The sequence below is a fragment of the Rhodococcus sp. GA1 genome (assembly GCF_024321955.1).
GTDB classification, from domain to species: domain Bacteria; phylum Actinomycetota; class Actinomycetes; order Mycobacteriales; family Mycobacteriaceae; genus Rhodococcus; species Rhodococcus pyridinivorans.
On record NZ_CP097186.1, the window covers coordinates 1,277,328 to 1,296,809 of the forward strand.

A 19,482-nucleotide genomic window follows, 5' to 3' on the forward strand; every position below is an offset into this window, starting at 1 on the left:
GGTCAGCTCGCGACGCGGACGGTCGATCCCGAGCGGCCACGGATGACGTGCAGCCTGCTCGGGATCCGCTGCCGCATCTCGTCGACGTGACTGACCACGCCCACCACGCGGCCTCCCGCGCGCAGTTCGTCGAGCACCCCCATGACCGCTTCGAGGGCGTCGGCGTCGAGTGAACCGAACCCTTCGTCGATGAACATCGTGTCGAGCACGAGCCCGCCGGCCTCGGCGGCGACGACGTCGGCGAGGCCGAGGGCAAGGGCGAGGGACGCCTGGAAGGACTCGCCGCCCGACAGTGTCTTCGTCGATCGCACGGCGCCGGTGTACTCGTCGTGGATGTCGAGACCGAGACCGCCGCGACGCCCCCTGCTTTCGGCCGCGTCGGAGTGCACGAACTCGTAGCGACCGCCGGACATCCTGCGCAGGCGTTCGGAGGCGGCGTCGGCGACCTCCTCGAGTCGCGCCGCGAGCACGTACGAGCGCAACGACATCTTCTTGGCGTTCGACCCCATTCCGGCGACGACGTCGGCGAGCGCGGAGAGTTCGGCGTGTTCGTCGAGCAGCGGGACGAGTTCGGCGCAGGCACGCTCGAGTCGCCGGGAGTAGTTCTCGATGTCGAGGTGCCGGCGCTCGGCCTCGGTGGCCGCGCTCAGGGCGGCCTCGACCGCCGCGGCACCGTCGTCCACCGCTGCGCGCGCGGCCGTCACGTCAGCGACCTCGTCGCCGGTGAGGGCCGCGATCGCCGGGTCGTTCAGCGTGGAGGTAGCCACCGCGCGTTCGTCGTCGGCGGCGCGCAGGACGCGGTCGATCTCGGCGAGCCGCTCGGGTGTCCGGACAGCTGCGCGGGCGCTGTCGAGGTCGGTGAAGCCCGCCTCCGCGGCTGCGGTGCGGGCGTCGGCGGCGCGTTCGTCGGCGGCCGTGCGCGCCTGCAGGGCGGCGGTGCGGGCGTCGAGCAGCGCGGTGGCGGCGGCGGACAGTGCCGCGACCGTCCTCCGTCGCGGGGCGAGCAGGTCGAGGTCGCCGACGGCCTCGACGATGCGCTCGCGGATCTCCGTGATCTCGGCCGCGCGGACCGCGTCCTCGCGGGCGAGTTCGGACAGTTCGGCGTCGAGCCGCTTCTCCTGTTCGGCCAGCACCGTGTCGAGTTTGCGCAGGTCCTCGACCGTCGCGCGCAGATGGTCGAGCCGACCGGCGACGGTGGCGGCCTCGTTGTGGGCGCGGACCGCCTCGGCGTGGGCGGTGGTGAGTTCGGCGAGTTCGGCGTCGCCGCAACGCTGTCGGAGGACGGCGACGATCCCGGAGAGTTCGGTGACGGCCTCGCGTGCTTCGCTCAGCGCGGTGGCGGCGCGTTGCTCGGCGGCGTGGGCGCGTTCCTCGTCTGCCTTCGTCGCAGTGTCGGGAGCCGGGCGCGCGGGCTCGGGATGTTCGGTGGAACCGCAGACCATGCACGGTTCGCCGTCGGTGAGACGCGCGGCGAGTTCGGCTGCCATTCCGTCGATCCGGCGCTGCCGGACGTCGAGGTGCGCGTCGCGTGCGTGGTTGTGTTCGGAGTGCAGTTGCAGTACCCGGGCTTCGAGCCGTTCGAGTTCGTTTCGGCGCGAAGCGAGTTCGGTGGCGGCGTCGAGCGCGTCGGCGGCACGGTCGCGTGCGGTGGACAGGCCGGGGAGCATCGCGGCTGCGCGTTCGGCCTCGGCGACCGCATCAGCAGCGGCGGTCGATCGTTCGGGCAGCGCGGCGCGCTCGTCGATCACCTGCCGACGCTCGTCGGTGAGGGCACGGCGACGTCCGGCGAACTTCTCGCGTTCGTTCTCGAGCTCGGTGAGACGACGACGGCGATCGAGTAGGACGTCGAGTCGCGCTGCCTCCGAGGACCATTCCTCGCATCGAGGTCGGATGATGTCGCGGTCGGCGGCGGACGACATCGGCCCGACAGCGTCGAGGAGATCGCGTCCTTCGTCGTCGTTGCGGAGCGGCGCGGCGGCCGTCTCGGCGCGCGCTGCGGCGGCATCGGCCTCGCGTGCAAGACGGTCGGCCTCCCGATCGACGACCGCGACGCTCACCGCGCGATGCGCGGCGTCGCGTTCGGCTGTCACGGCGACGCGCTGCGTCTGCGTCTGCTCGAGTTCGGCAAGGATGTTCAGGGCGTCGCGGCGGCGGCGGAGTCGGTCGGCGAGAGCGACGGTCTCGTCGAGCCTGCGCCGGTTGACCTCGTCGACGGCGCGGACTCGTGCAAGCGCTGCGGCGGCGTCGTCGCGGCTCTCGGCGGCCTCGGCGAGCAGGCGGCCCGCCCATTCCACCGGATCGGCGTCGGCTCCCGCCTCGATCCCGGCCGACGCGGCCACCTTCGCCGCGAGCACTTCGACCTTCTTTTGTTGCTCGGCAAGCAGTTTCGTTCCGGCACCGCGCCGATCGCGGAACCACTGCTCGACGTCGCCGAAACGGGTGGTGTCGAACAGACGGTCGAGCAGCCTGCCGCGCTCCTCGCTGTTCGCACGCAGGAACCGGGCGAAGTCGCCCTGCGGAAGGAGCACCACCTGGAAGAACTGTTCGGCGCTCATCCCGAGCAACGACTTGACGACGTCGCCGATCTCCTGGGCGCGGGACAGGTTCTCCCCCGACCCGTCGAGCCAGGTGAGATTCGCCTTGGCCTGCTGCTTGATCGTGCCGGTGCCGCGCTTCTTCGGGCGTTCGAACTCGGGGCTGCGTTCGATGGCCAGACGGCGACCCGCGATGGTCGCCTCGAGCCGGACCGTCGGCACAGCACCCACCCGTGCGTGGTCGGACAGCAACCGGCGCCCCTCGGAGCGAGCACCGGGGACGGTGCCGTAGAGCGCGAACGCGACCGCGTCGAGGATCGACGTCTTGCCCGCGCCCGTCTGCCCGTGCAGTAGGAACAACCCATCGGCGCCGAGCTCGTCGAAGTCGATCTCGACGGTGTCGGCGAACGGACCGAAGGCCGTGATCTCGAGGTGGTGCAGTCTCATGCCGGCACGTCCGTCCGCCACTGCGTGTCGGTCTCGTCGCCGATGCCACGACGACGGTCGACCTCCCTCAACGCTTCGTCGATCCAGCCGCGCTCGCGTTCGGACGGCTCGGAACGCACATCGGTGAGGAACGACGCGGCGATGTCGCGATCACTGCGCCCGCGCACCTTGTCGCGGTAGCTGCCCTCCGTGGACCCGGCCGGTCGCTGCCATTCGACGTGCACGGCGTACGGGAACCGCTCCTGCAGGCGACGCATGGCGTCGAGCGGGCGGATCGCGTCGGTCAGCACCGCGGAGACGTAGTGCTCCTCGACGGCGGCATGCGCCGGATCGGCGAGCAGATCGTCCAGTTCGCCTTCGAGACGAGTCAATTCGCGGATCACCGGGAGATCGACCCGCTCGACGGACGCCGCACCCGAGGCGTCGAGGTCGACGACGAAGACCGCCTTGCGGTGCGAGCGCTCGCCGAAGGAGTACGGCAACGGCGATCCCGAGTACCGGACCGTCTCGCTCACCGTCTGCGGGGAATGCAGGTGACCGAGCGCGACGTAGTCGACACCGTCGAACGACGACGCGGCGACCGTCTCGACCCCGCCGACGGAGATGGACCGCTCGGAGTCGCTGGGCTCGCCACCGACGACGAAGGCGTGCGCCAGGACGACCGTGCGGCCGTGCCGATCCGCGACATCGGCGCGCACGCGTTCCATCGCCGCGTCGAGGATCTGCTGGTGCGAACGGGCCTCGGGCACGCCGAGCTCGGCGCGGGTGATCTCGGGTTCGAGATACGGGATGCCGTAGAAGCGGACCGGGCCGTGCTCGTCGTGCAGGACGACAGGGCTGTCGATCTGAGATACGCGGGTGATCAGGTGCAGACCCCCGTGCGCGGCGAAGGCAGCGCCGGCACCGAGCCGGACCGGCGAGTCGTGGTTGCCGGAGGTGGCGACGATGATCGCCCCTGCCTCACGGATGGCCTCGAGGCCGGCGTTGCACACGGCGACCGCGTCGGAACTCGGGATCGATCGGTCGTACACGTCGCCCGGCACGACCACCACGTCGATCCGGCGTTCGGCCACCAGATCGGCGATGGCCCGCAGCGCACGCGCCTGGTCGGCGAGCAGGTCGACACCGTGGAAGGTGCGGCCGATGTGCCAGTCGGAGGTGTGCAGGATCCGCATGGGACAGACGGTAGAGGAGAGGACCGACATCCCCGGATGTCGGGTGGATGTCGCATCGATGAGGCATCATCCGCCACATGACAGCACTCACGGCACTCGGCCTGCTCGTCGCGCTCGGTCTCGGGGTGGTGCTCGGCTGGCTGTTGCGGGCCACCCGCGACGGCGAACGCGCAGCCCGTGCCGAGGCGCAGCTGGCAGCCCTGCGGGACAACGAGGAGCAGCTGCGTCAGTCGCTGGCAGCGGTGAGCGAGGATGCCGCGCGCCGGCAGTCCGGTGCCATCGGCGACCAGGTCTCGCGGCTCGTCGGCCCGTTGAACGAGGCCGTCGGAGCGCTGGCCCGGCAGGTCGAACACGTCGAACGCAACCGCGTGCACGCCTACGCCGGGCTGAGCGAGCAGGTCGAGGGCATGCACCGCGCGTCGCAGCTGCTGTCCACGCGGACCCAGCAGCTGGTCACCGCGCTGCGCGCGCCGCAGATCCGCGGACGATGGGGCGAGATCCAGCTCGAACGCGTCGTCGAGCTCGCCGGGATGGTCCGGCACTGCGACTTCGACACCCAGGTGAGCAAGGACGGGGTGCGCCCCGACCTGCTCGTCTACCTCGCCGGTGGCAAACAGATCGTCGTCGACGCGAAGGTGCCCTTCGCCGCCTATCTGGATGCCGCCGAGGCCGAGGAGCCCGACGAGCGCGACCGGCACCTCACGCGCCACGCACGCCAACTGCGCACCCACATCGACCAACTGGCGGCGAAGGCCTACTGGGAGTCGTTCGACCCGACGCCCGAGTTCGTCGTGTTGTTCGTCCCCGGCGATCCGTTCCTCGATGCCGCGCTCGGCGCCGATCCCGATCTGCTCGAGCACGCTTTCGCCCGGAACGTCATCCTCGCCACACCGACCACGCTCGTCGCGTTGCTGCGCACGATCGCACACACCTGGCGGCAGGAGGCGCTCTCCCGCGACGCCGCGACCATCCACCGATTGGGCCGTGAACTGTACCAACGGCTCGGTGTGGTCGGTTCCCACCTCGATCGGCTCGGCAACCAGCTCGGCAAGGCCGTCGATTCGTTCAACATGACGGTCTCGTCGATGGACACCCGGGTGGGCGTGACGGCCCGCAAACTCCACGACCTGGAAATATTCGACGGTGAGGTGCCCGAGGTGCAGCGTGTCGACGCTTGGCCGCGACGCAGCACTCTGGCAGAAAGAGCAGTGGCGGACGGTCCTGTCGACGAAGCGAGCTGACATCGCCACGCTAATGTCTACGTTGTGTCTGCAACCCAACGTGCACGTTCGGCGGTGCCGCTCGACATGCGGTCGTTGGCGCCTACGGTGCCCGGTGTGCCCTGGTGGGGTGCCGTGGCGATCGCAGCCGGAACGACGCTTCTCGGGGTGCTGCTCGACAGCGCACGCGGGAACGAGCTGACCTCTGCGTTCACTGTCTTCTACGTGCTCGGCTGCGTCGCGGCCGTGGTGGCGGTGCGCTATCGCGGACTGTTCACGGCCATGGCCCAGCCGCCTCTGCTGCTGCTCCTCGCGGTGCCGATCGGTCAGGAGATCGTCTCCTCCGCCAGCACCGGCGGATTGAAGGATCTCGCGCTCAACGTCGCCTATCCGCTGGTGAACCGCTTCCCGGCGATGCTGGTGGCGACACTCCTGGCACTGGCCATCGGCGGTTTCCGGATCTTCGTGACCCGACAGAACACGGGAGTACGTGCCCGTGCGCCGCGAGAGCGGGCGAAGCCGCGGGCAGCGAAGACCGGAACCGCGAAGGACCGCCCCGCTCGCGCCGCGGGCGACCGGCCGACACGCGCTGCAAACGACCGGCCGACCAGGCGTGCGGGCCGGGGGCGACCGGCGACGGCCACCCCTGCGGATGCACGTCGCACCGCTTCGGGTCGCGGGACGCCGGCCGCGAAGGCGTCGGTCCGGGAGGTCGCCGACACCCGATCCCGTCGCCGCGTCCGTCCCGAATCCCCGACCGCCGAGCAGCCCGCTCCCCGGCGTACCCGCGCTCCCCGACCTGCGGACCCGGTGCAGCCGGAGGTCCGCGAGCCGCGGCGCCGTCCCGCACCCGAGCCGGACACCGGTCGACCGGCGCCCTCCCCCGCACCCACGCAGGGCTACGAGCCGCCGCGCGTGCGGTACCGCGACCGCTACGAGGACTGACCCACACGACGAAGACGACCGGTCACGTGCCGATTCACGGCGGTGACCGGTCGTCTTCGCTCTACGGAACTACCCGGTTCAGCGACGCGACGCGCGCAGTTCGCGCGGGAGAGCGAACACCAGGGTCTCGTTGGCGGTCGTCACCGACTGCACGTCGTGGAAACCGCGCTCGTCGAGGAACTGGACGACGCCCTGAACGAGGATCTCGGGGACCGACGCGCCGGAGGTGATGCCGACGGTCTCGACACCCTCGAGCCAGGCCGGATCGATCTCCTTGGCGTAGTCGACCAGGTGCGCTGCCCGGGCACCCGCACCGAGGGCGACCTCGACGAGCCGCACGGAGTTCGACGAGTTCCGCGACCCCACGACGATCACCAGATCGCACTCGGGCGCCATCGCCTTCACCGCGACCTGGCGGTTCTGCGTGGCGTAGCAGATGTCGTCGCTCGGCGGATCCTGCAGCTCCGGGAACTTCTGGCGCAGACGCTGCACGGTCTGCATCGTCTCGTCGACGCTCAGGGTGGTCTGGGACAGCCAGATGACCTTCGACGGATCGCGCACGGTCACCGAATCGACGGCGTCGGGACCGTCGACGAGCTGCACATGGTCGGGGGCCTCACCTGCGGTGCCCTCGACCTCCTCGTGGCCCTCGTGACCGATGAGCAGGATGTCGAAGTCGTCGCGGGCGAAGCGCTTGGCCTCCTGGTGGACCTTCGTCACCAGCGGGCAGGTCGCGTCGATGGTGCGCAGCTGCCGGGCAGCGGCCGATTCGTGGACCGCGGGCGACACACCGTGCGCCGAGAACACGAGCACGGCACCCTCGGGCACCTCGTCGGTCTCGTCGACGAACACCACGCCGCGGTCGGCGAGCGTGTCGACGACGTGGCGGTTGTGCACGATCTCCTTGCGGACGTAGATCGGCGCACCGTACTTGTCGAGCGCCTTCTCGACGGTCTCGACGGCGCGGTCGACGCCGGCGCAGTAGCCGCGCGGCTCGGCGAGCAGGACGCGCTTTCCGGAGGTGGAGAGACCGGCGGACCGTGTGATCCCGACTTCGAGAGGAACAGGCGCAGACATACCTCCAGAGTACGGGGCGCGTCGGAGTGTGGCTTTCCAGCTCGCAGCCGACGTGCTCCCCGGCTACCAATCACGCCGATCATCGGGCAGTCTTGGGGCATGATCCGTCCACCGTTCCTGGCACGGGTGGCTGCCGGCGTTGCTGTCACCGCGTACGAAGAGACCCTCAAGCTGCCGAGCACAGCCGTTTCGTTGCCGATGACGACGGTGAGCCAGATCCTGCAGACGACGATGCGAGTGCAGCAGATCATGACCTCGTTCGCCATCAAGGGCGACCAGTTCTTCGAGATCTTCGGAGCGGAGCCCGCCGAGACCGCACAGTGGGCGACCTTCGACGACGACGGCTCGACCCCTTCGGACGAGACCGCGACCTCGACGAACAGCGCCGCGAACGGCGCTCCCGGCCGGTTCGCCCTGTACTCGATCCCGCCGGCCACCGAAGCCGACGCACCCGTGGCCGAGCAGGCCGCACCGGTAAAGGCCGGCACCGCGACGACGAAGGGGCCCGCGAAGAAGACGGCAGCCGAGAAGTCTGCTCCGAAGAAGGCCGCCGCGAAGTCCGCAGACGCCGAGGTCACGAAGATCGGCGAGACCACGGACACGAAGGTCGCCTCCGACGATCGTTCCGAGATCGTCGAATACCTCGACTACGACTCGCTGACCCTCGCCCAACTGCGTGCCCGCCTGCGCGCACTGTCGGTGGACGAGCTCACAGCGGTGCTCGAATACGAGAATGCTCACGCCGCGCGTACTCCGTTCGTGACGATGCTGTCGAACCGGATCACGAGCGCGCGTAACAAGTGACGGCCGGACAGAACGCGGCACGCCCGAACTCCGCGGAGCAGCCCTGGCCCGTCCGCACCGTGGCGCAGAAGGTCGCCGGGTGGATCGACAAGCTCGGCACCATCTGGGTCGAAGGGCAGATCACGCAGATCAACGCCCGCCCCGGGACGCGGACGGCGTTTTTGACCCTGCGCGACCCGTCGGTGGACATGTCCCTGCAGGTGACCTGTTCACCCCAGTTGTTGCAGCAATCGGGGGTGCCGCTCACCGAGGGCAGCCGCGTGATCATGTTCGGGAAGATGACCTTCTGGCCCGGCCGCGGCAGTCTGGCGCTGCGAGTCACGGAGATCCGGGCCGTCGGTATCGGTGAACTGCTCGCGCGGCTCGAACGACTGCGTGCGTTGCTCGCGGCCGAGGGACTGTTCGACCCGCGGTTGAAGCGCCCCCTCCCCTTCCTGCCGCGCCGCGTCGGTCTGGTCACCAGCCGCGGCAGCGCGGCCGAACGCGACGTGCTGTCGGTCGCGCAGCGTCGCTGGCCGGCCGTGCAGTTCGACGTCCGCCACGCGACGGTGCAGGGCCCGACCGCGGTCACGCAACTCATCGACGCCATCGAAGCACTCGACAAGGACCCGGACGTCGACGTGATCGTCCTCGCCCGCGGCGGCGGCAGCGTCGAGGATCTGCTGCCCTTCTCCGACGAGGCGCTGTGCCGCGCGATCGCCGCGTGTACGACGCCCGTGGTCAGCGCGATCGGCCACGAGCCCGACAGTCCGCTCTGTGATCACGTCGCCGACCTGCGGGCCGCGACCCCGACCGACGCCGCGAAGCGCGTCGTACCCGATGCGGTTGCCGAACTCGATCTCGTCGACGAACTGAGAGCACGGTCGGCGGCGGCGCTGCGCAACTGGGTCCGGCGCGAGGAACACGTGATCGCACAGTTGCGCGACCGTCCCGTCCTGGCCGATCCATTCCGCGATCTCGACCGGCGGAACGAGGAGATCGAGCGGTTGCAGCACGCGGCACGACGCGACGTCACGCGATTGATCTCGTCGCAATCGTCGACGCTCGAACATCTGCGGGCACGGTTGGCGACCCTCGGGCCCGCGGCGACCCTGGCGCGTGGCTACGCCGTGGTCCAGCGGATCGTGCCGGGCAGCGCCCCCGAAGTGGTACGCACACTCGACGAGATGCCCATCGGCACCCAGCTGCGAGTGCGCGTGGCGGACGGCGCGGCCCGCGCCGCCGTCATGGGACACGAACGACAAGGAAGATCAGGACAGTGACGAACGCGGGAACCGACGACGCCAACGCCGATGTGCGGGAGTTCGGCTACGAGCGAGCTCGGGACGAACTCGTCAACGTCGTGAAGATGCTCGAGCAGGGCGGACTCGACCTCGACGACTCGTTGCAGCTGTGGGAGCGCGGCGAGGCACTCGCGCAGCGCTGCGAGGAACATCTCGCCGGCGCCCGCGAACGTGTCGAGCAGGCGCTCTCCCTCACGGACGACGAGGACGAAGACGACGAGTACGAGGACGAGGACGAGGACTGACCTCGACCGAGCTCACGATCAGGGCTCGGTCGCTCCGACCCGGATCAGGGTTCGAGGGGCTCGGCCCTGCCCGCGGCGGTGGCCAGGGTCGTGAACTCGGCCTCGTCGCCGGAGCCACCGATCAGGATGCGCACGTCGCCGAAGTCCGACACCCAGAGCGCTTCGACGCCCTCGCCGCCGTAGACCACCCAGTCGTGGCCCTCGACGGACCTGGTGTCGGTGGCGGTGCGGGCACCTCCGGCGACGAATCGCACCAGTTCGTCCTCACCGGCATCCGATTGGGTGAAGCGCACGTAGCGACCTGCAGGAGTGATGAAACCGACGGTGCTCGAATCGCCGCCCTGGTTACCGGAAACGATGCTGCGGCTACCGGAGTTGGGCTGCCAGTCCTCGGGCACCTCGGGGTGGCGGATCGGGAATCCGAGTTCCGCCGCGTCGTACTTCAGGCCGGCATCGATGTCGAAGCTCGGCACGGGACCCGCCGTGGGTCCGCCGGGCTTGAACTCGCACTGGCTGGCGATCGCCGCGATGAAGAGGATCAGCACGAGCAGCGGGATCAGCGACCACGCCATATCTCGACCGTCTTGCAGGATGCGAGGTTTCTTGGATGCCACCCGTCCAGTCTGACAGCTACGAAACGGGCAGGCTCAGGCCGGGCGGGTCCGACAGCCCACACCATCGGCCGTGATGAGACAATAGCCACGCGACACACACGGATCGTGCGGGCGCCCTCGGCGCCCGCTCCCTCTGCCGGCGCAACCCGCGTCGACCGAAAAGTCTCCAGGAGGCAGTAGCCCATGACGGCCAGCACCCCACGCCGCGAAGCTCCGGACCGCAACCTCGCGCTCGAACTGGTCCGCGTCACCGAGGCCGCGGCGATGGCGGCCGGCCGGTGGGTCGGACGCGGCGACAAGGAAGGTGGCGACGGCGCCGCCGTCGACGCGATGCGGCACATGGTCAGCTCCGTGTCGATGCAGGGTGTCGTCGTGATCGGTGAGGGCGAGAAGGACGAAGCGCCCATGCTGTACAACGGTGAGGAGGTCGGCAACGGCGACGGTCCGCTGTGCGACGTCGCGGTCGACCCCATCGACGGCACTACCCTCATGTCGAAGGGCGCTCCCGGCGCGATCGCGGTGCTCGCCGTGGCCGAGCGGGGCGCGATGTTCGATCCGTCCGCCGTGTTCTACATGGAGAAGATCGCCGTCGGTCCCGAGGCCGCCGACGTCATCGACATCACCGCCCCGATCGCGGAGAACATCCGCCGTGTCGCGAAGGCGAAGAACATCGCGCACGCCGACCTGACCGTGACGATCCTCGACCGTCCGCGCCACGCGCAGATCATCAGGGAGGTGCGCGAGGCGGGTGCCCGCATCCGTTTGATCTCCGACGGCGACGTCGCCGGCGCGATTGCCGCTGCACGTCCGGGTTCGGGTGTCGACATGCTGCTCGGCATCGGCGGTACCCCCGAGGGCATCATCGCCGCGGCCGCGATGCGCTGCATGGGTGGTGCGCTGCAGGGTCGCCTGGCACCGAAGGACGACGCCGAGCGCCAGAAGGCGATCGACGCCGGACACGATCTCGACCGTGTCCTCACCACCACCGATCTCGTCACCGGCGAGAACATCTTCTTCTGCGCGACCGGCGTCACCGACGGTGAGCTGCTCCGCGGCGTCCGCTACTCCGCCGGGGGCGCGGAGACGCAGTCGATCGTGATGCGCAGCAAGTCGGGCACGGTCCGCATCATCGAGGCGTACCACCGCCTGCAGAAGCTCAGCGAGTTCTCGTCCATCGACTTCCACGGTGTCGCCGGCTCCCCGCCGCCCATGCCCTGATCATCACTGCCCTGATCATCACTGCCCTGATCATCACTGCCCTGATCGTCACCGATCCTTCCGAGGAGGGGCACTGCACCGAGTTCTGGTGCAGTGCCCCTCCTCGTTCGTTCCGGCGGCATAACGTGGAGGACATGACCGACACCGAACAGTCTTCTCAGCAGTTCCGTATCGAACGCGACACGATGGGCGAGGTCCAGGTTCCGGTCGACGCCTTGTGGCGCGCCCAGACGCAGCGCGCCGTGGAGAACTTCCCGATCTCGGGCCGTGGACTCGAACGCGCACAGATCCGCGCGCTGGGTCTGCTCAAGAGCGCCTGCGCCCGGGTGAACAAGGACCTGGGTCTGCTCGACCCCGACAAGGCCGACGCGATCGTCGCGGCCGCCGATGCCATCGCCGCGGGTGAGTACGACGACCAGTTCCCGATCGACGTCTTCCAGACCGGTTCGGGCACGAGCTCGAACATGAACACCAACGAGGTCATCGCGTCGCTCGCCGCGAAGGCCGGCGTCACGGTCCACCCCAACGACGACGTCAACATGTCGCAGTCGTCGAACGACACTTTCCCCACCGCGACGCATGTCGCCGCGACCGAGGCGACGGTGAAGGATCTGATCCCCGCCCTCGAGCACCTGCACGGTGCCCTCGCCGAGAAGGCGAAGGAGTGGCGCACGGTCGTCAAGTCGGGTCGTACGCACCTGATGGATGCGGTCCCGGTGACCCTGGGCCAGGAGTTCGGTGGTTACGCCCGCCAGATCGAGGCCGGGATCGAACGTCTCCGCGCGACCCTCCCCCGCCTCGGCGAACTGCCGATCGGCGGTACCGCGGTGGGCACGGGCCTCAACGCACCGGCGGATTTCGGGGCGCGTGTCGTGGCCGTGCTCGTCGAGACCACGGGGCTCGACGAGTTGCAGGGGGCCCGCAACAGTTTCGAGGCTCAGGCCGCGCGTGACGCTCTGGTCGAGGTGTCCGGGGCGCTGCGCACCGTTGCCGTGTCGCTGACGAAGATCGCCAACGACATCCGCTGGATGGGGTCCGGTCCGCTCACGGGTCTGGCCGAGATCCAGCTCCCCGATCTGCAGCCCGGTAGTTCGATCATGCCGGGCAAGGTCAATCCCGTTCTTCCCGAAGCGGTTACGCAGGTCGCCGCACAGGTGGTGGGCAACGACACCACTGTGGCGTGGAGCGGCGCCGCCGGGGCGTTCGAACTCAACGTCTACATCCCGGTGATGGCCCGCAACGTCCTCGAGTCGATTCGTTTGCTCGCCAACGTCTCCCGACTGTTCGCCGATCGCTGCATCACCGGGCTGGTCGCGAATGTCGAACATCTGCGCACACTGGCGGAGTCGTCGCCGTCGATCGTCACTCCCCTCAACTCCGCGATCGGATACGAGGAGGCGGCCGCCGTCGCCAAGGAGGCGCTGAAGGAGAAGAAGACGATCCGTCAGACCGTCGTGGACCGCGGCCTCGTCGGCGACCGCCTGAGCGAGGAGGAACTGGACCGCCGCCTCGACGTCCTGGCGATGACGCGGGTGGACGAGGAGTCCTGACCCGCAGGGTCCCGGCCGGCCCCCGCCTGCATCCGCTACGAATTTCGCCATCCGCTACAGCAATTCGCTGGTTGTCAGGATGTTCGTGAGACACCTGGCAATCAGCGCGGGGATCGGAGCACACCAATGATCGACATCCCTGTTGGGCGGACCCGCACCGGCAAACGCGCGTTCTCCATCGCCTACAAGATCGAGTTCCTACGGCAGTGGGACCAATGCATCGAAGTCGGTGCCAAGACCCGCCTACTGCGCGAGACCAACCTCGACTACGCCACCATCGCACGTTGGATCCACGCCCGGGATTCGGGAGACTTGGAAGCGTCGATGGTGACCGCAGCAGACAAGTCGAGGGACCGAGTGGACAGTCGAGACCGTGCGGAGCTGGCCAAACTCCGCAAAGAGAACGAACGCCTCCGCGAGAAGGTCGCCCAGGGCGACGCCGCCGTGGAAATCCTGGGAAAAGCATTCGAGCTCTTGCAAGGGATCACCAAGAGCTCGACCGACGAGGACCCGCAGATCCCGCCGTCGTTGATGAGTGCCCGCGAGTACGCGCAATGGCTCGAACGCCGAGGACTGTCCTGACCGACACCGTCACCGCGTTGGCCGCAGCCGGCGTGCCGATCGTGCGTGGCTGCGCATTGCTGGGGATCCCCCGGGCCCGCTACTACCGGGAGGTGCGCGGGTATCGGCACTATCGGCCGGTGTCCGATCCGATCCGGCAGCGGGACCGGCACCAGCCGGCCGCGTTGTCACCGGCCGAGAAGGACACCATCGTCGAGGTGATCCTCGCCGAGGGGAACACCCATCTGTCTGTGTGCCAACTGTATTGGCGGTCCTTCGATGAAGGGCTGGTGGAGTGTTCCCAGTCGAGTTTCTATCGAGTGGCGCACTCGCAGAACCTGGTCGGGGACCGACGCCGCAGCCGCAGCGGCGGCCCGGGATCGGGGATCAGCCGCCGCAAACCGGTCGTTCCGGCTCCGGCGGTGGGCACATTGTGGTCGTGGGACATCACTGTGCTCAAGGGGCCACGCACCCAGGACCGGTATCTGCTGTATCTGGTGATCGATGTGTATTCGCGGTTCCCGGTGGCCTGGCGCATCGAGTACGCCGAGACCGCCGCTGCGGCGGTGGAAATGTTCACCGAAGCGTTCACCGCGTTCGGGGCACCGACGGTGCTGCACGCCGACAACGGGGCCTCGATGCGCTCGACCGCACTGCTCGATGCGCTCGACGAGCAGCAGGTCCTGCCCTCGTACTCACGGCCGCGGGTCAGTGACGACAATCCGTTTTCCGAGTCGTTGTTCAAAACCATCAAGTACGACCTGTCGTGTCCGCACCGGTTCGACAGCATCGACCATGCCCGGCGGTGGACCGAGGAATTCATGACCCGATACGCCCTCGAACACCGCCACAGTGGGTTGGGTCGACACACCCCCGCGTCGGTGTTCCTCGGCACCGCCGTCGAGGAACACCGACGCCGGCAGGACCGACTCGACCGGATCCATGCCCGGCACCCGCAGCGGTTCCAGCGCCGGCCGCTGGCACCACCACTACCTCGACCGACCGGAATCAACATCACCCATCTGTCTCAGACAGGTTGACAACTTCCGAATTGCTGTAGCGGATGGCGAAAACGTGAGCGGATAGCGAGGGCTCAGCGAGTCGGGGAGTCACCTCATTCCTGGACCACCTCGGTCCCGGCGCCGGGCGCCCACGTGATGTAACCGAATTGGAAGTTGCTTCGCGCACCGTCGGGGGTCTGTTCCTCGTCGGTGATCGGGAAGCCCAGGTCGCCACCGGCACCACCCGCGGCCTCCCAGGCCGTGCGGATCTCACCCCACACGATGTGGGAATCGGTGTCGGGGCTCCACGCGATGATGCCGCCCTCGAACTCCGCGACGTAACCGTCGCCGACTTCCTCCTGCTGGCCGGTCGCGGCGCCGAGCGGGCTGGACGCACCGCCGACCTCGGCGTACTTCTGCAGGATCGGCCCGCTGAGTTCGACCTGCTCGCCGTCCGGTCCCGGCACCGCACTGGACCGATCCGCCGCGGGCTCGTCGGCCTCGGGCGAATCGTCGCCCTGCGTGATCGATTCGACGGCGCTCTCCGCCCCGGATGCCACGCTCTCCGCGGCGGACTGGACCGCGCTGGTCGCGCTGCCCACCGTGTCCTCCGCGGATTGGTCGTCGCTGCAACCGGCGACCACCAGTCCGATCGCCGCTGCGGCCGCCACCAACGCTGCTCTGCGTCGGGGAATTCGATTCATCGGTTCGCTCCTGTCACTGAGAGGACGGGTACCTGATTTCAGGGTGCCCGACTCCTCGGCGACACAACCCGGTTTCCGGTGATTCCGTGCCGTGCACCAATCCGCCCCACCCCAGGTCTCCTGCCGTTACCATGCGACGCAGCCGACGCCGAGGAGAACGATGAGCACACAGACCGTCACCGCGCACGACGCCGTCGCCACGGTGACCGATTTCCTGGAGGCAACGGCCGCCGAGGACATCGACCGCGCCGCCTCTCTGATCACCGACGACATCGCGTGGCACAACACCTGGCTCCCCACCGTCCGCGGCGGCGCCCGGGTCCGGAAGATCCTTGCCGGTCTCGCGCGACCGTCGGTGGGCTTCGGCGTCGTCGTCCACCACATCGCAGCCGAGGGCGACATCGTGCTCACCGAACGCACCGACATCCTGCGCTTCGGGCCGGTGCGCATCGAGTTCTGGGTGTGCGGCACCTTCGAACTGCGCGACGGGCGGATCGCCTTGTGGGACGACCACTTCGACGTCCTCACCTTCCTCCGCGGAACCGTCGTGGGCGTCCTGCGCGCCGTCCTGCGTCGCTCCTGACGCTCCTCGCCCTCACCGCTTCCCGAGGCTGCCCGCATAGAATCCGTTCGTCGCCGAACCGTTCGGCGACGGATCAGCAGGGAGCGATGACATGTCCGACGCCGAGCACACTCCGGGATTCACGACGGGTCTGGAGATCCGGCGCGAAGTGATGGGTGACGACTTCGTCGAGCGGGCGTTCGAGCGTTCCCGTGGCACCGACTCCGAGGCGATGCAGGAGTTCGTGACCGAGCACGCCTGGGGCGCCGTGTGGTCGCGCCCCGGCCTGGACCGCCGCAGCCGCAGCCTGCTCAACCTGGGCATGCTCATCGCGTTGCGTGCCGAGAACGAACTGCGCGGACACGTCCGCGGTGCCCTGCGCAACGGACTCGACCGCACGGAGATCGTCGAATCCGTCATCCACTGCTCGGCGTACTGCGGCGCTCCCGCCGGACTCGCTGCGATGCGCGTCGTCCAGGAAGTGCTCGAGACCGAACTCGGCCCTCTCCCCGAGGACACCGACACCTCCGACGAGGCCTGACGACGACGGCGCGTCCGGCATTGCCGGACGCGCCGTGTCGGCCGTGCCCGGGCGTCAGGCGCCCGGAGCGAACTCCTCGAGCATCTCCGTCACCAGCGCCGCGATCGGCGACCGCTCACTGCGGGTGAGCGTGATGTGCGCGAACAGCGGATGTCCCTTGAGCTTCTCGATGACCGCCGCGACACCGTCGTGCCGGCCGACACGCAGGTTGTCGCGCTGGGCGACGTCGTGGGTGAGCACGACGCGCGATCCCGCACCGAGCCGCGACAGGACGGTGAGCAGCACGTTGCGTTCGAGCGACTGTGCCTCGTCGACGACGACGAACGAATCGTGCAGCGACCGGCCGCGAATGTGCGTGAGCGGCAGCACTTCCAGCATTCCGCGGCTGAGCACCTCCTCGAGCACCGCCGGGCTGGCGAGTCCTTCGAGGGTGTCGAAGACCGCCTGCCCCCACGGATTCATCTTCTCTGCCTCGGTACCCGGCAGGTAGCCGAGTTCCTGCCCACCCACCGCGTAGAGCGGCCGGAAGACCACCACCTTGCGGTGGGTTCGTCTTTCCAGGACAGCCTCGAGTCCCGCCGTCAGTGCCAGCGCGGACTTTCCGGTTCCGGCCTTGCCGCCGAGGGAGACGATGCCGACGGATTCGTCGAGCAGCAGGTCGAGGGCGACGCGCTGTTCGGCGGAGCGCCCGTGCAGTCCGAACGCCTCCCGGTCGCCGCGGACGAGCTGCACCCGCTTGTCGGCGGTGACCCGGCCGAGCGCGCTGGAGGAGCCACCGAGAAGCCTGATCCCCGTGTGGCACGGCAGATCCCGCGCATCGTCGATGTCGACGATGCCCTCGGTGAACATCTCGTCGATGAGGGTCCGGTCGACCTCGAGTTCGGTCATGCCCGTCCATCCCGAGATCACCACGTCCTGGGCGTGGTACTCGTCGGCGTCGAGGCCGACGGCACCGGCCTTGACGCGCAACGGGATGTCCTTGCTGACGAGCACCACGTCGCGTCCCTCGGTGGCCAGGTTCAGGGCGCACGCGAGGATGCGGGAGTCGTTGGTGTCGGTGCGGAATCCCGCGGGCAGGACCATGGGGTCGGTGTGATTGAGCTCCACGTGGAGGGTGCCACCCTCGTCCCCGATAGGGATGGGCTGGTCGAGGCGTCCGTGCCGCTGCCGCAGGTCGTCGAGCAGGCGCAGCGATTCGCGAGCGAACCAGCCGAGTTCGTGGTGGTGCCGTTTCCCTTCGAGTTCGCCGATCACGACCAGCGGAAGGACGACTTCGTGCTCGGCGAACCTGGTGACCGCCCAAGGGTCGGAGAGCAACACTGAAGTGTCCAGCACGTAGGTGCGTACAGCGGATTCTTTCGCAGCGGCGGTACCGGAGGCGTGGCCGGAGCGGGTGGGGACGGAGCGTGTTGCGTTCACGTGGGGCTCCTCGGCCCGGACGGCACCGCCCGGACGTATTCGGTGGGCCGGTGGGTCCCCGGTGTCGTCACGACCACGGAGGCCCGGTGCCGGCCCCCTCGCTCGGACTGTGTCAGCCACACGATCAGGGACCTCCCGTGTAGACGGCACCTGCGCCGCCTACACCCCCGACGCTAACCCCGATACGGGCGATTCGCTCGATGGCGGAGGAAGCGTGTCGGTGAAGATCGCGTTAACGACACCTCATAAGTACCCCTGAACCCCAGCAAACACGGTCGGCTCCGCTGCGTCAGGAACGCGAACCCGTGGATCGCGCGGCGTACGGTCACTCGACCGTCACCGGATGCGCGCTCGGTTCCACCGTCGCGCCGCGCAGTCGTCGCAGCACCAGGGTCACGAGCAGCGCGAGGACGGCCATCGCGGCGCTGTACCAGACGACCGCGTCCGGGGCGTCGAAGATGCCGCCGAACAGACCCGCGACGAGCGCACCGACCGACATGCCCGCGACCTCCTGGGCGGACCACAGACCGTTCACCCGGCCCAGCAGCGTGTGCGGCGTGTGCGTCTGGATCAGCGAGTAGCGCAGCACCTCCTGCACGGCCCCGAACACACCGACGATCACGAGCAGCACGACGGTGAGCGCCAGGACGGACGTGAAGCCGACCAGTGCCTGGACGACGAATCCGAGGACCAGGGCGGTGAGCAGCACGCGGCCGGGCCGCACCGAACGGCCGAGCCATCCACTGGTGACCGTGGCCGCGGCGGCGCCGAGCGCGATCGCCGCGTACATGACGCCGATGGCGACCGCATTGCCCTCGAAACGCGCGTCGGCAAAGGCCGGCACGAGCACGAGCACACCGCCGCCGAGCATCGCGACGACGCCGGCGATCATCACCCCGCCGACGACGCGTTCGCGGCGCAGGAAGCCGGTCACCGTCTCCGCGGGTGCGTCGGCGTCGTGCCCGGCGTCCGCCGTCGGTGGGTTCAGCGCCGGCAGGCCCGAGAGCAGGGTGACGGTCACGGCGGTGCCGATCGCGGCCACCCAGTAGTTCCACGCCACCGAGAACGTCGCGATCACGAGTCCCCCGAGCGCCGGGGACAGGACGGCTCCCGCGCGGGCGCTGAGCACGTTGAGCGCACCGACGGCGACGAGCTGGTCCTTGGGGACGAGCGTGGGCACGACTGCCAGCAGAGCCGCGATGCTGATCGACCCGATCAGGCCGTTGACGACCGTCAGGGCGATGATCGCCGGCACCGAGGGCGACGACAGACCGGCGTTGACGGCCAGTCCGACGAAGGTGAGACCGGAGACGGTGCGGGCGAACAGGATCAGGAACGTGCGGTTGTAGCGGTCGGCGAGCATGCCGCCGAGCAGCATGCCGCCGATCGCAGCGCCCCCTTCGAGCGCGGAGACCAGACCCACCATCGGCGACGATCCGGTCAGGTCGTAGACCTGGATCGGTACGCCGACCATGAGCATCCCGATACCGAAGATCGAGATGGTGCGAGCGATGAAGATCCGGCGGAAGGCCGCGCTCTCGCGCAGCGGCCGCAGATCGAAGAGGGCGCCGTTGCTCATTGC

At 69.0% G+C, this 19,482-nt stretch carries 18 protein-coding genes; 11 read left to right on the forward strand and 7 right to left on the reverse strand.

The window, feature by feature from the left end; translation table 11 throughout:
* Positions 1–2 precede the first annotated feature (2 nt).
* Both M3330_RS05935 and M3330_RS05940 read right to left on the reverse strand, forming a co-directional pair.
* Positions 3–2,981 carry an AAA family ATPase gene (locus tag M3330_RS05935; protein ID WP_255027581.1) on the reverse strand — a complete coding sequence of 993 codons (2,979 nt, stop codon included), beginning with the start codon at positions 2,979–2,981 and terminating at the stop codon, positions 3–5.
* On the reverse strand, positions 2,978–4,156 hold the full coding sequence (locus M3330_RS05940) for an exonuclease SbcCD subunit D (RefSeq protein ID WP_006553912.1): 1,179 nt from the start codon (positions 4,154–4,156) through the stop codon (positions 2,978–2,980). Before M3330_RS05940 ends, M3330_RS05935 begins: the two co-directional genes overlap by 4 nt.
* Positions 4,157–4,233: 77 nt before the next feature.
* On the opposite strand from M3330_RS05940, the gene M3330_RS05945 reads away from it, so the two are divergent.
* Both M3330_RS05945 and M3330_RS05950 read left to right on the forward strand, forming a co-directional pair.
* On the forward strand, positions 4,234–5,397 hold the full coding sequence (locus tag M3330_RS05945) for a DNA recombination protein RmuC (protein ID WP_006553911.1): 1,164 nt from the start codon (positions 4,234–4,236) through the stop codon (positions 5,395–5,397).
* 24 nt (positions 5,398–5,421) lie between these two features.
* Positions 5,422–6,321: a DUF6542 domain-containing protein gene (locus M3330_RS05950; protein ID WP_255027585.1), complete on the forward strand. Its 900-nt coding sequence runs from the start codon at positions 5,422–5,424 to the stop codon at positions 6,319–6,321.
* 78 nt (positions 6,322–6,399) lie between these two features.
* Here the strand turns inward: M3330_RS05950 and M3330_RS05955 are convergent, their stop codons facing one another.
* Positions 6,400–7,398 carry a 4-hydroxy-3-methylbut-2-enyl diphosphate reductase gene (locus M3330_RS05955; RefSeq protein WP_255027587.1) on the reverse strand — a complete coding sequence of 333 codons (999 nt, stop codon included), beginning with the start codon at positions 7,396–7,398 and terminating at the stop codon, positions 6,400–6,402.
* A 99-nt stretch (positions 7,399–7,497) separates the two neighbouring features.
* Here M3330_RS05955 and M3330_RS05960 point away from each other — a divergent pair, with 99 nt between their 5' ends.
* Genes M3330_RS05960 through M3330_RS05970 form a run of 3 tightly spaced genes read left to right on the forward strand, consistent with a single transcriptional unit; the run spans position 7,498 to position 9,730 of the window.
* Positions 7,498–8,202 carry a lipid droplet-associated protein gene (locus tag M3330_RS05960; protein ID WP_071934520.1) on the forward strand — a complete coding sequence of 235 codons (705 nt, stop codon included), beginning with the start codon at positions 7,498–7,500 and terminating at the stop codon, positions 8,200–8,202.
* Positions 8,199–9,464: an exodeoxyribonuclease VII large subunit gene (gene xseA / locus M3330_RS05965; protein WP_033097245.1), complete on the forward strand. Its 1,266-nt coding sequence runs from the start codon at positions 8,199–8,201 to the stop codon at positions 9,462–9,464. The genes M3330_RS05960 and xseA overlap by 4 nt, the downstream gene beginning before the upstream one ends.
* On the forward strand, positions 9,461–9,730 hold the full coding sequence (locus M3330_RS05970) for an exodeoxyribonuclease VII small subunit (RefSeq protein ID WP_024103282.1): 270 nt from the start codon (positions 9,461–9,463) through the stop codon (positions 9,728–9,730). The genes xseA and M3330_RS05970 overlap by 4 nt, the downstream gene beginning before the upstream one ends.
* 44 nt (positions 9,731–9,774) lie before the next feature.
* Here the strand turns inward: M3330_RS05970 and M3330_RS05975 are convergent, their stop codons facing one another.
* Positions 9,775–10,344 carry a DUF4245 domain-containing protein gene (locus M3330_RS05975; RefSeq protein ID WP_024103281.1) on the reverse strand — a complete coding sequence of 190 codons (570 nt, stop codon included), beginning with the start codon at positions 10,342–10,344 and terminating at the stop codon, positions 9,775–9,777.
* 183 nt (positions 10,345–10,527) lie between these two features.
* On the opposite strand from M3330_RS05975, the gene glpX reads away from it, so the two are divergent.
* The 4 genes from glpX to M3330_RS05995 all read left to right on the forward strand — a co-directional run bounded on the left by glpX (position 10,528) and on the right by M3330_RS05995 (position 14,713).
* Complete coding sequence (glpX, locus tag M3330_RS05980) at positions 10,528–11,562, forward strand: class II fructose-bisphosphatase (protein ID WP_229567435.1); 1,035 nt, start codon at positions 10,528–10,530, stop codon at positions 11,560–11,562.
* A gap of 134 nt (positions 11,563–11,696) precedes the next feature.
* Positions 11,697–13,112, forward strand: a complete 1,416-nt coding sequence (locus M3330_RS05985) for a class II fumarate hydratase (protein ID WP_255027597.1) — start codon at positions 11,697–11,699, stop codon at positions 13,110–13,112.
* A 126-nt stretch (positions 13,113–13,238) separates the two neighbouring features.
* Positions 13,239–13,694: a hypothetical protein gene (locus M3330_RS05990; protein ID WP_039583527.1), complete on the forward strand. Its 456-nt coding sequence runs from the start codon at positions 13,239–13,241 to the stop codon at positions 13,692–13,694.
* Positions 13,667–14,713, forward strand: a complete 1,047-nt coding sequence (locus M3330_RS05995; RefSeq protein ID WP_219129769.1) for a DDE-type integrase/transposase/recombinase — start codon at positions 13,667–13,669, stop codon at positions 14,711–14,713. Before M3330_RS05990 ends, M3330_RS05995 begins: the two co-directional genes overlap by 28 nt.
* 74 nt (positions 14,714–14,787) lie before the next feature.
* Here the strand turns inward: M3330_RS05995 and M3330_RS06000 are convergent, their stop codons facing one another.
* The gene (locus tag M3330_RS06000) at positions 14,788–15,378 is read right to left on the reverse strand and encodes an LGFP repeat-containing protein (protein ID WP_232238033.1); all 591 of its coding nucleotides are present in this window, start codon (positions 15,376–15,378) and stop codon (positions 14,788–14,790) included.
* Positions 15,379–15,538: 160 nt separating this feature from the next.
* Between M3330_RS06000 and M3330_RS06005 the strand changes: the two genes are divergently transcribed.
* Complete coding sequence (locus tag M3330_RS06005) at positions 15,539–15,961, forward strand: limonene-1,2-epoxide hydrolase family protein (RefSeq protein WP_019288723.1); 423 nt, start codon at positions 15,539–15,541, stop codon at positions 15,959–15,961.
* 91 nt (positions 15,962–16,052) lie between these two features.
* The gene (locus M3330_RS06010) at positions 16,053–16,481 is read left to right on the forward strand and encodes a carboxymuconolactone decarboxylase family protein (RefSeq protein ID WP_019288724.1); all 429 of its coding nucleotides are present in this window, start codon (positions 16,053–16,055) and stop codon (positions 16,479–16,481) included.
* 54 nt (positions 16,482–16,535) lie between these two features.
* Here M3330_RS06010 and M3330_RS06015 read toward each other — a convergent pair whose 3' ends face one another.
* On the reverse strand, positions 16,536–17,900 hold the full coding sequence (locus tag M3330_RS06015; protein WP_198162483.1) for a PhoH family protein: 1,365 nt from the start codon (positions 17,898–17,900) through the stop codon (positions 16,536–16,538).
* Positions 17,901–18,225: 325 nt separating this feature from the next.
* Entirely contained in the window at positions 18,226–19,479 is a 1,254-nt protein-coding gene (entS, locus tag M3330_RS06020; protein ID WP_230811387.1) for an enterobactin transporter EntS, read from the reverse strand.
* Positions 19,480–19,482: the final 3 nt, after the last annotated feature.

Excerpts from the sequence above, each read along its gene's own strand:
- M3330_RS05985 (WP_255027597.1), top strand. The coding sequence starts at position 11,697 with ATGACCGACACCGAACAGTCTTCTCAGCAGTTCCGTATCGAACGCGAC.
- M3330_RS05955 (WP_255027587.1), bottom strand. The coding sequence starts at position 7,398 with ATGTCTGCGCCTGTTCCTCTCGAAGTCGGGATCACACGGTCCGCCGGT.
- glpX (WP_229567435.1), top strand. The coding sequence starts at position 10,528 with ATGACGGCCAGCACCCCACGCCGCGAAGCTCCGGACCGCAACCTCGCG.
- M3330_RS06005 (WP_019288723.1), top strand. The coding sequence starts at position 15,539 with ATGAGCACACAGACCGTCACCGCGCACGACGCCGTCGCCACGGTGACC.
- M3330_RS05960 (WP_071934520.1), top strand. The coding sequence starts at position 7,498 with ATGATCCGTCCACCGTTCCTGGCACGGGTGGCTGCCGGCGTTGCTGTC.
- M3330_RS05990 (WP_039583527.1), top strand. The coding sequence starts at position 13,239 with ATGATCGACATCCCTGTTGGGCGGACCCGCACCGGCAAACGCGCGTTC.
- M3330_RS05995 (WP_219129769.1), top strand. The coding sequence starts at position 13,667 with ATGGCTCGAACGCCGAGGACTGTCCTGACCGACACCGTCACCGCGTTG.
- M3330_RS05935 (WP_255027581.1), bottom strand. The coding sequence starts at position 2,981 with ATGAGACTGCACCACCTCGAGATCACGGCCTTCGGTCCGTTCGCCGAC.
- entS (WP_230811387.1), bottom strand. The coding sequence starts at position 19,479 with ATGAGCAACGGCGCCCTCTTCGATCTGCGGCCGCTGCGCGAGAGCGCG.
- M3330_RS05945 (WP_006553911.1), top strand. The coding sequence starts at position 4,234 with ATGACAGCACTCACGGCACTCGGCCTGCTCGTCGCGCTCGGTCTCGGG.
- M3330_RS06010 (WP_019288724.1), top strand. The coding sequence starts at position 16,053 with ATGTCCGACGCCGAGCACACTCCGGGATTCACGACGGGTCTGGAGATC.
- M3330_RS06000 (WP_232238033.1), bottom strand. The coding sequence starts at position 15,378 with ATGAATCGAATTCCCCGACGCAGAGCAGCGTTGGTGGCGGCCGCAGCG.
- M3330_RS05940 (WP_006553912.1), bottom strand. The coding sequence starts at position 4,156 with ATGCGGATCCTGCACACCTCCGACTGGCACATCGGCCGCACCTTCCAC.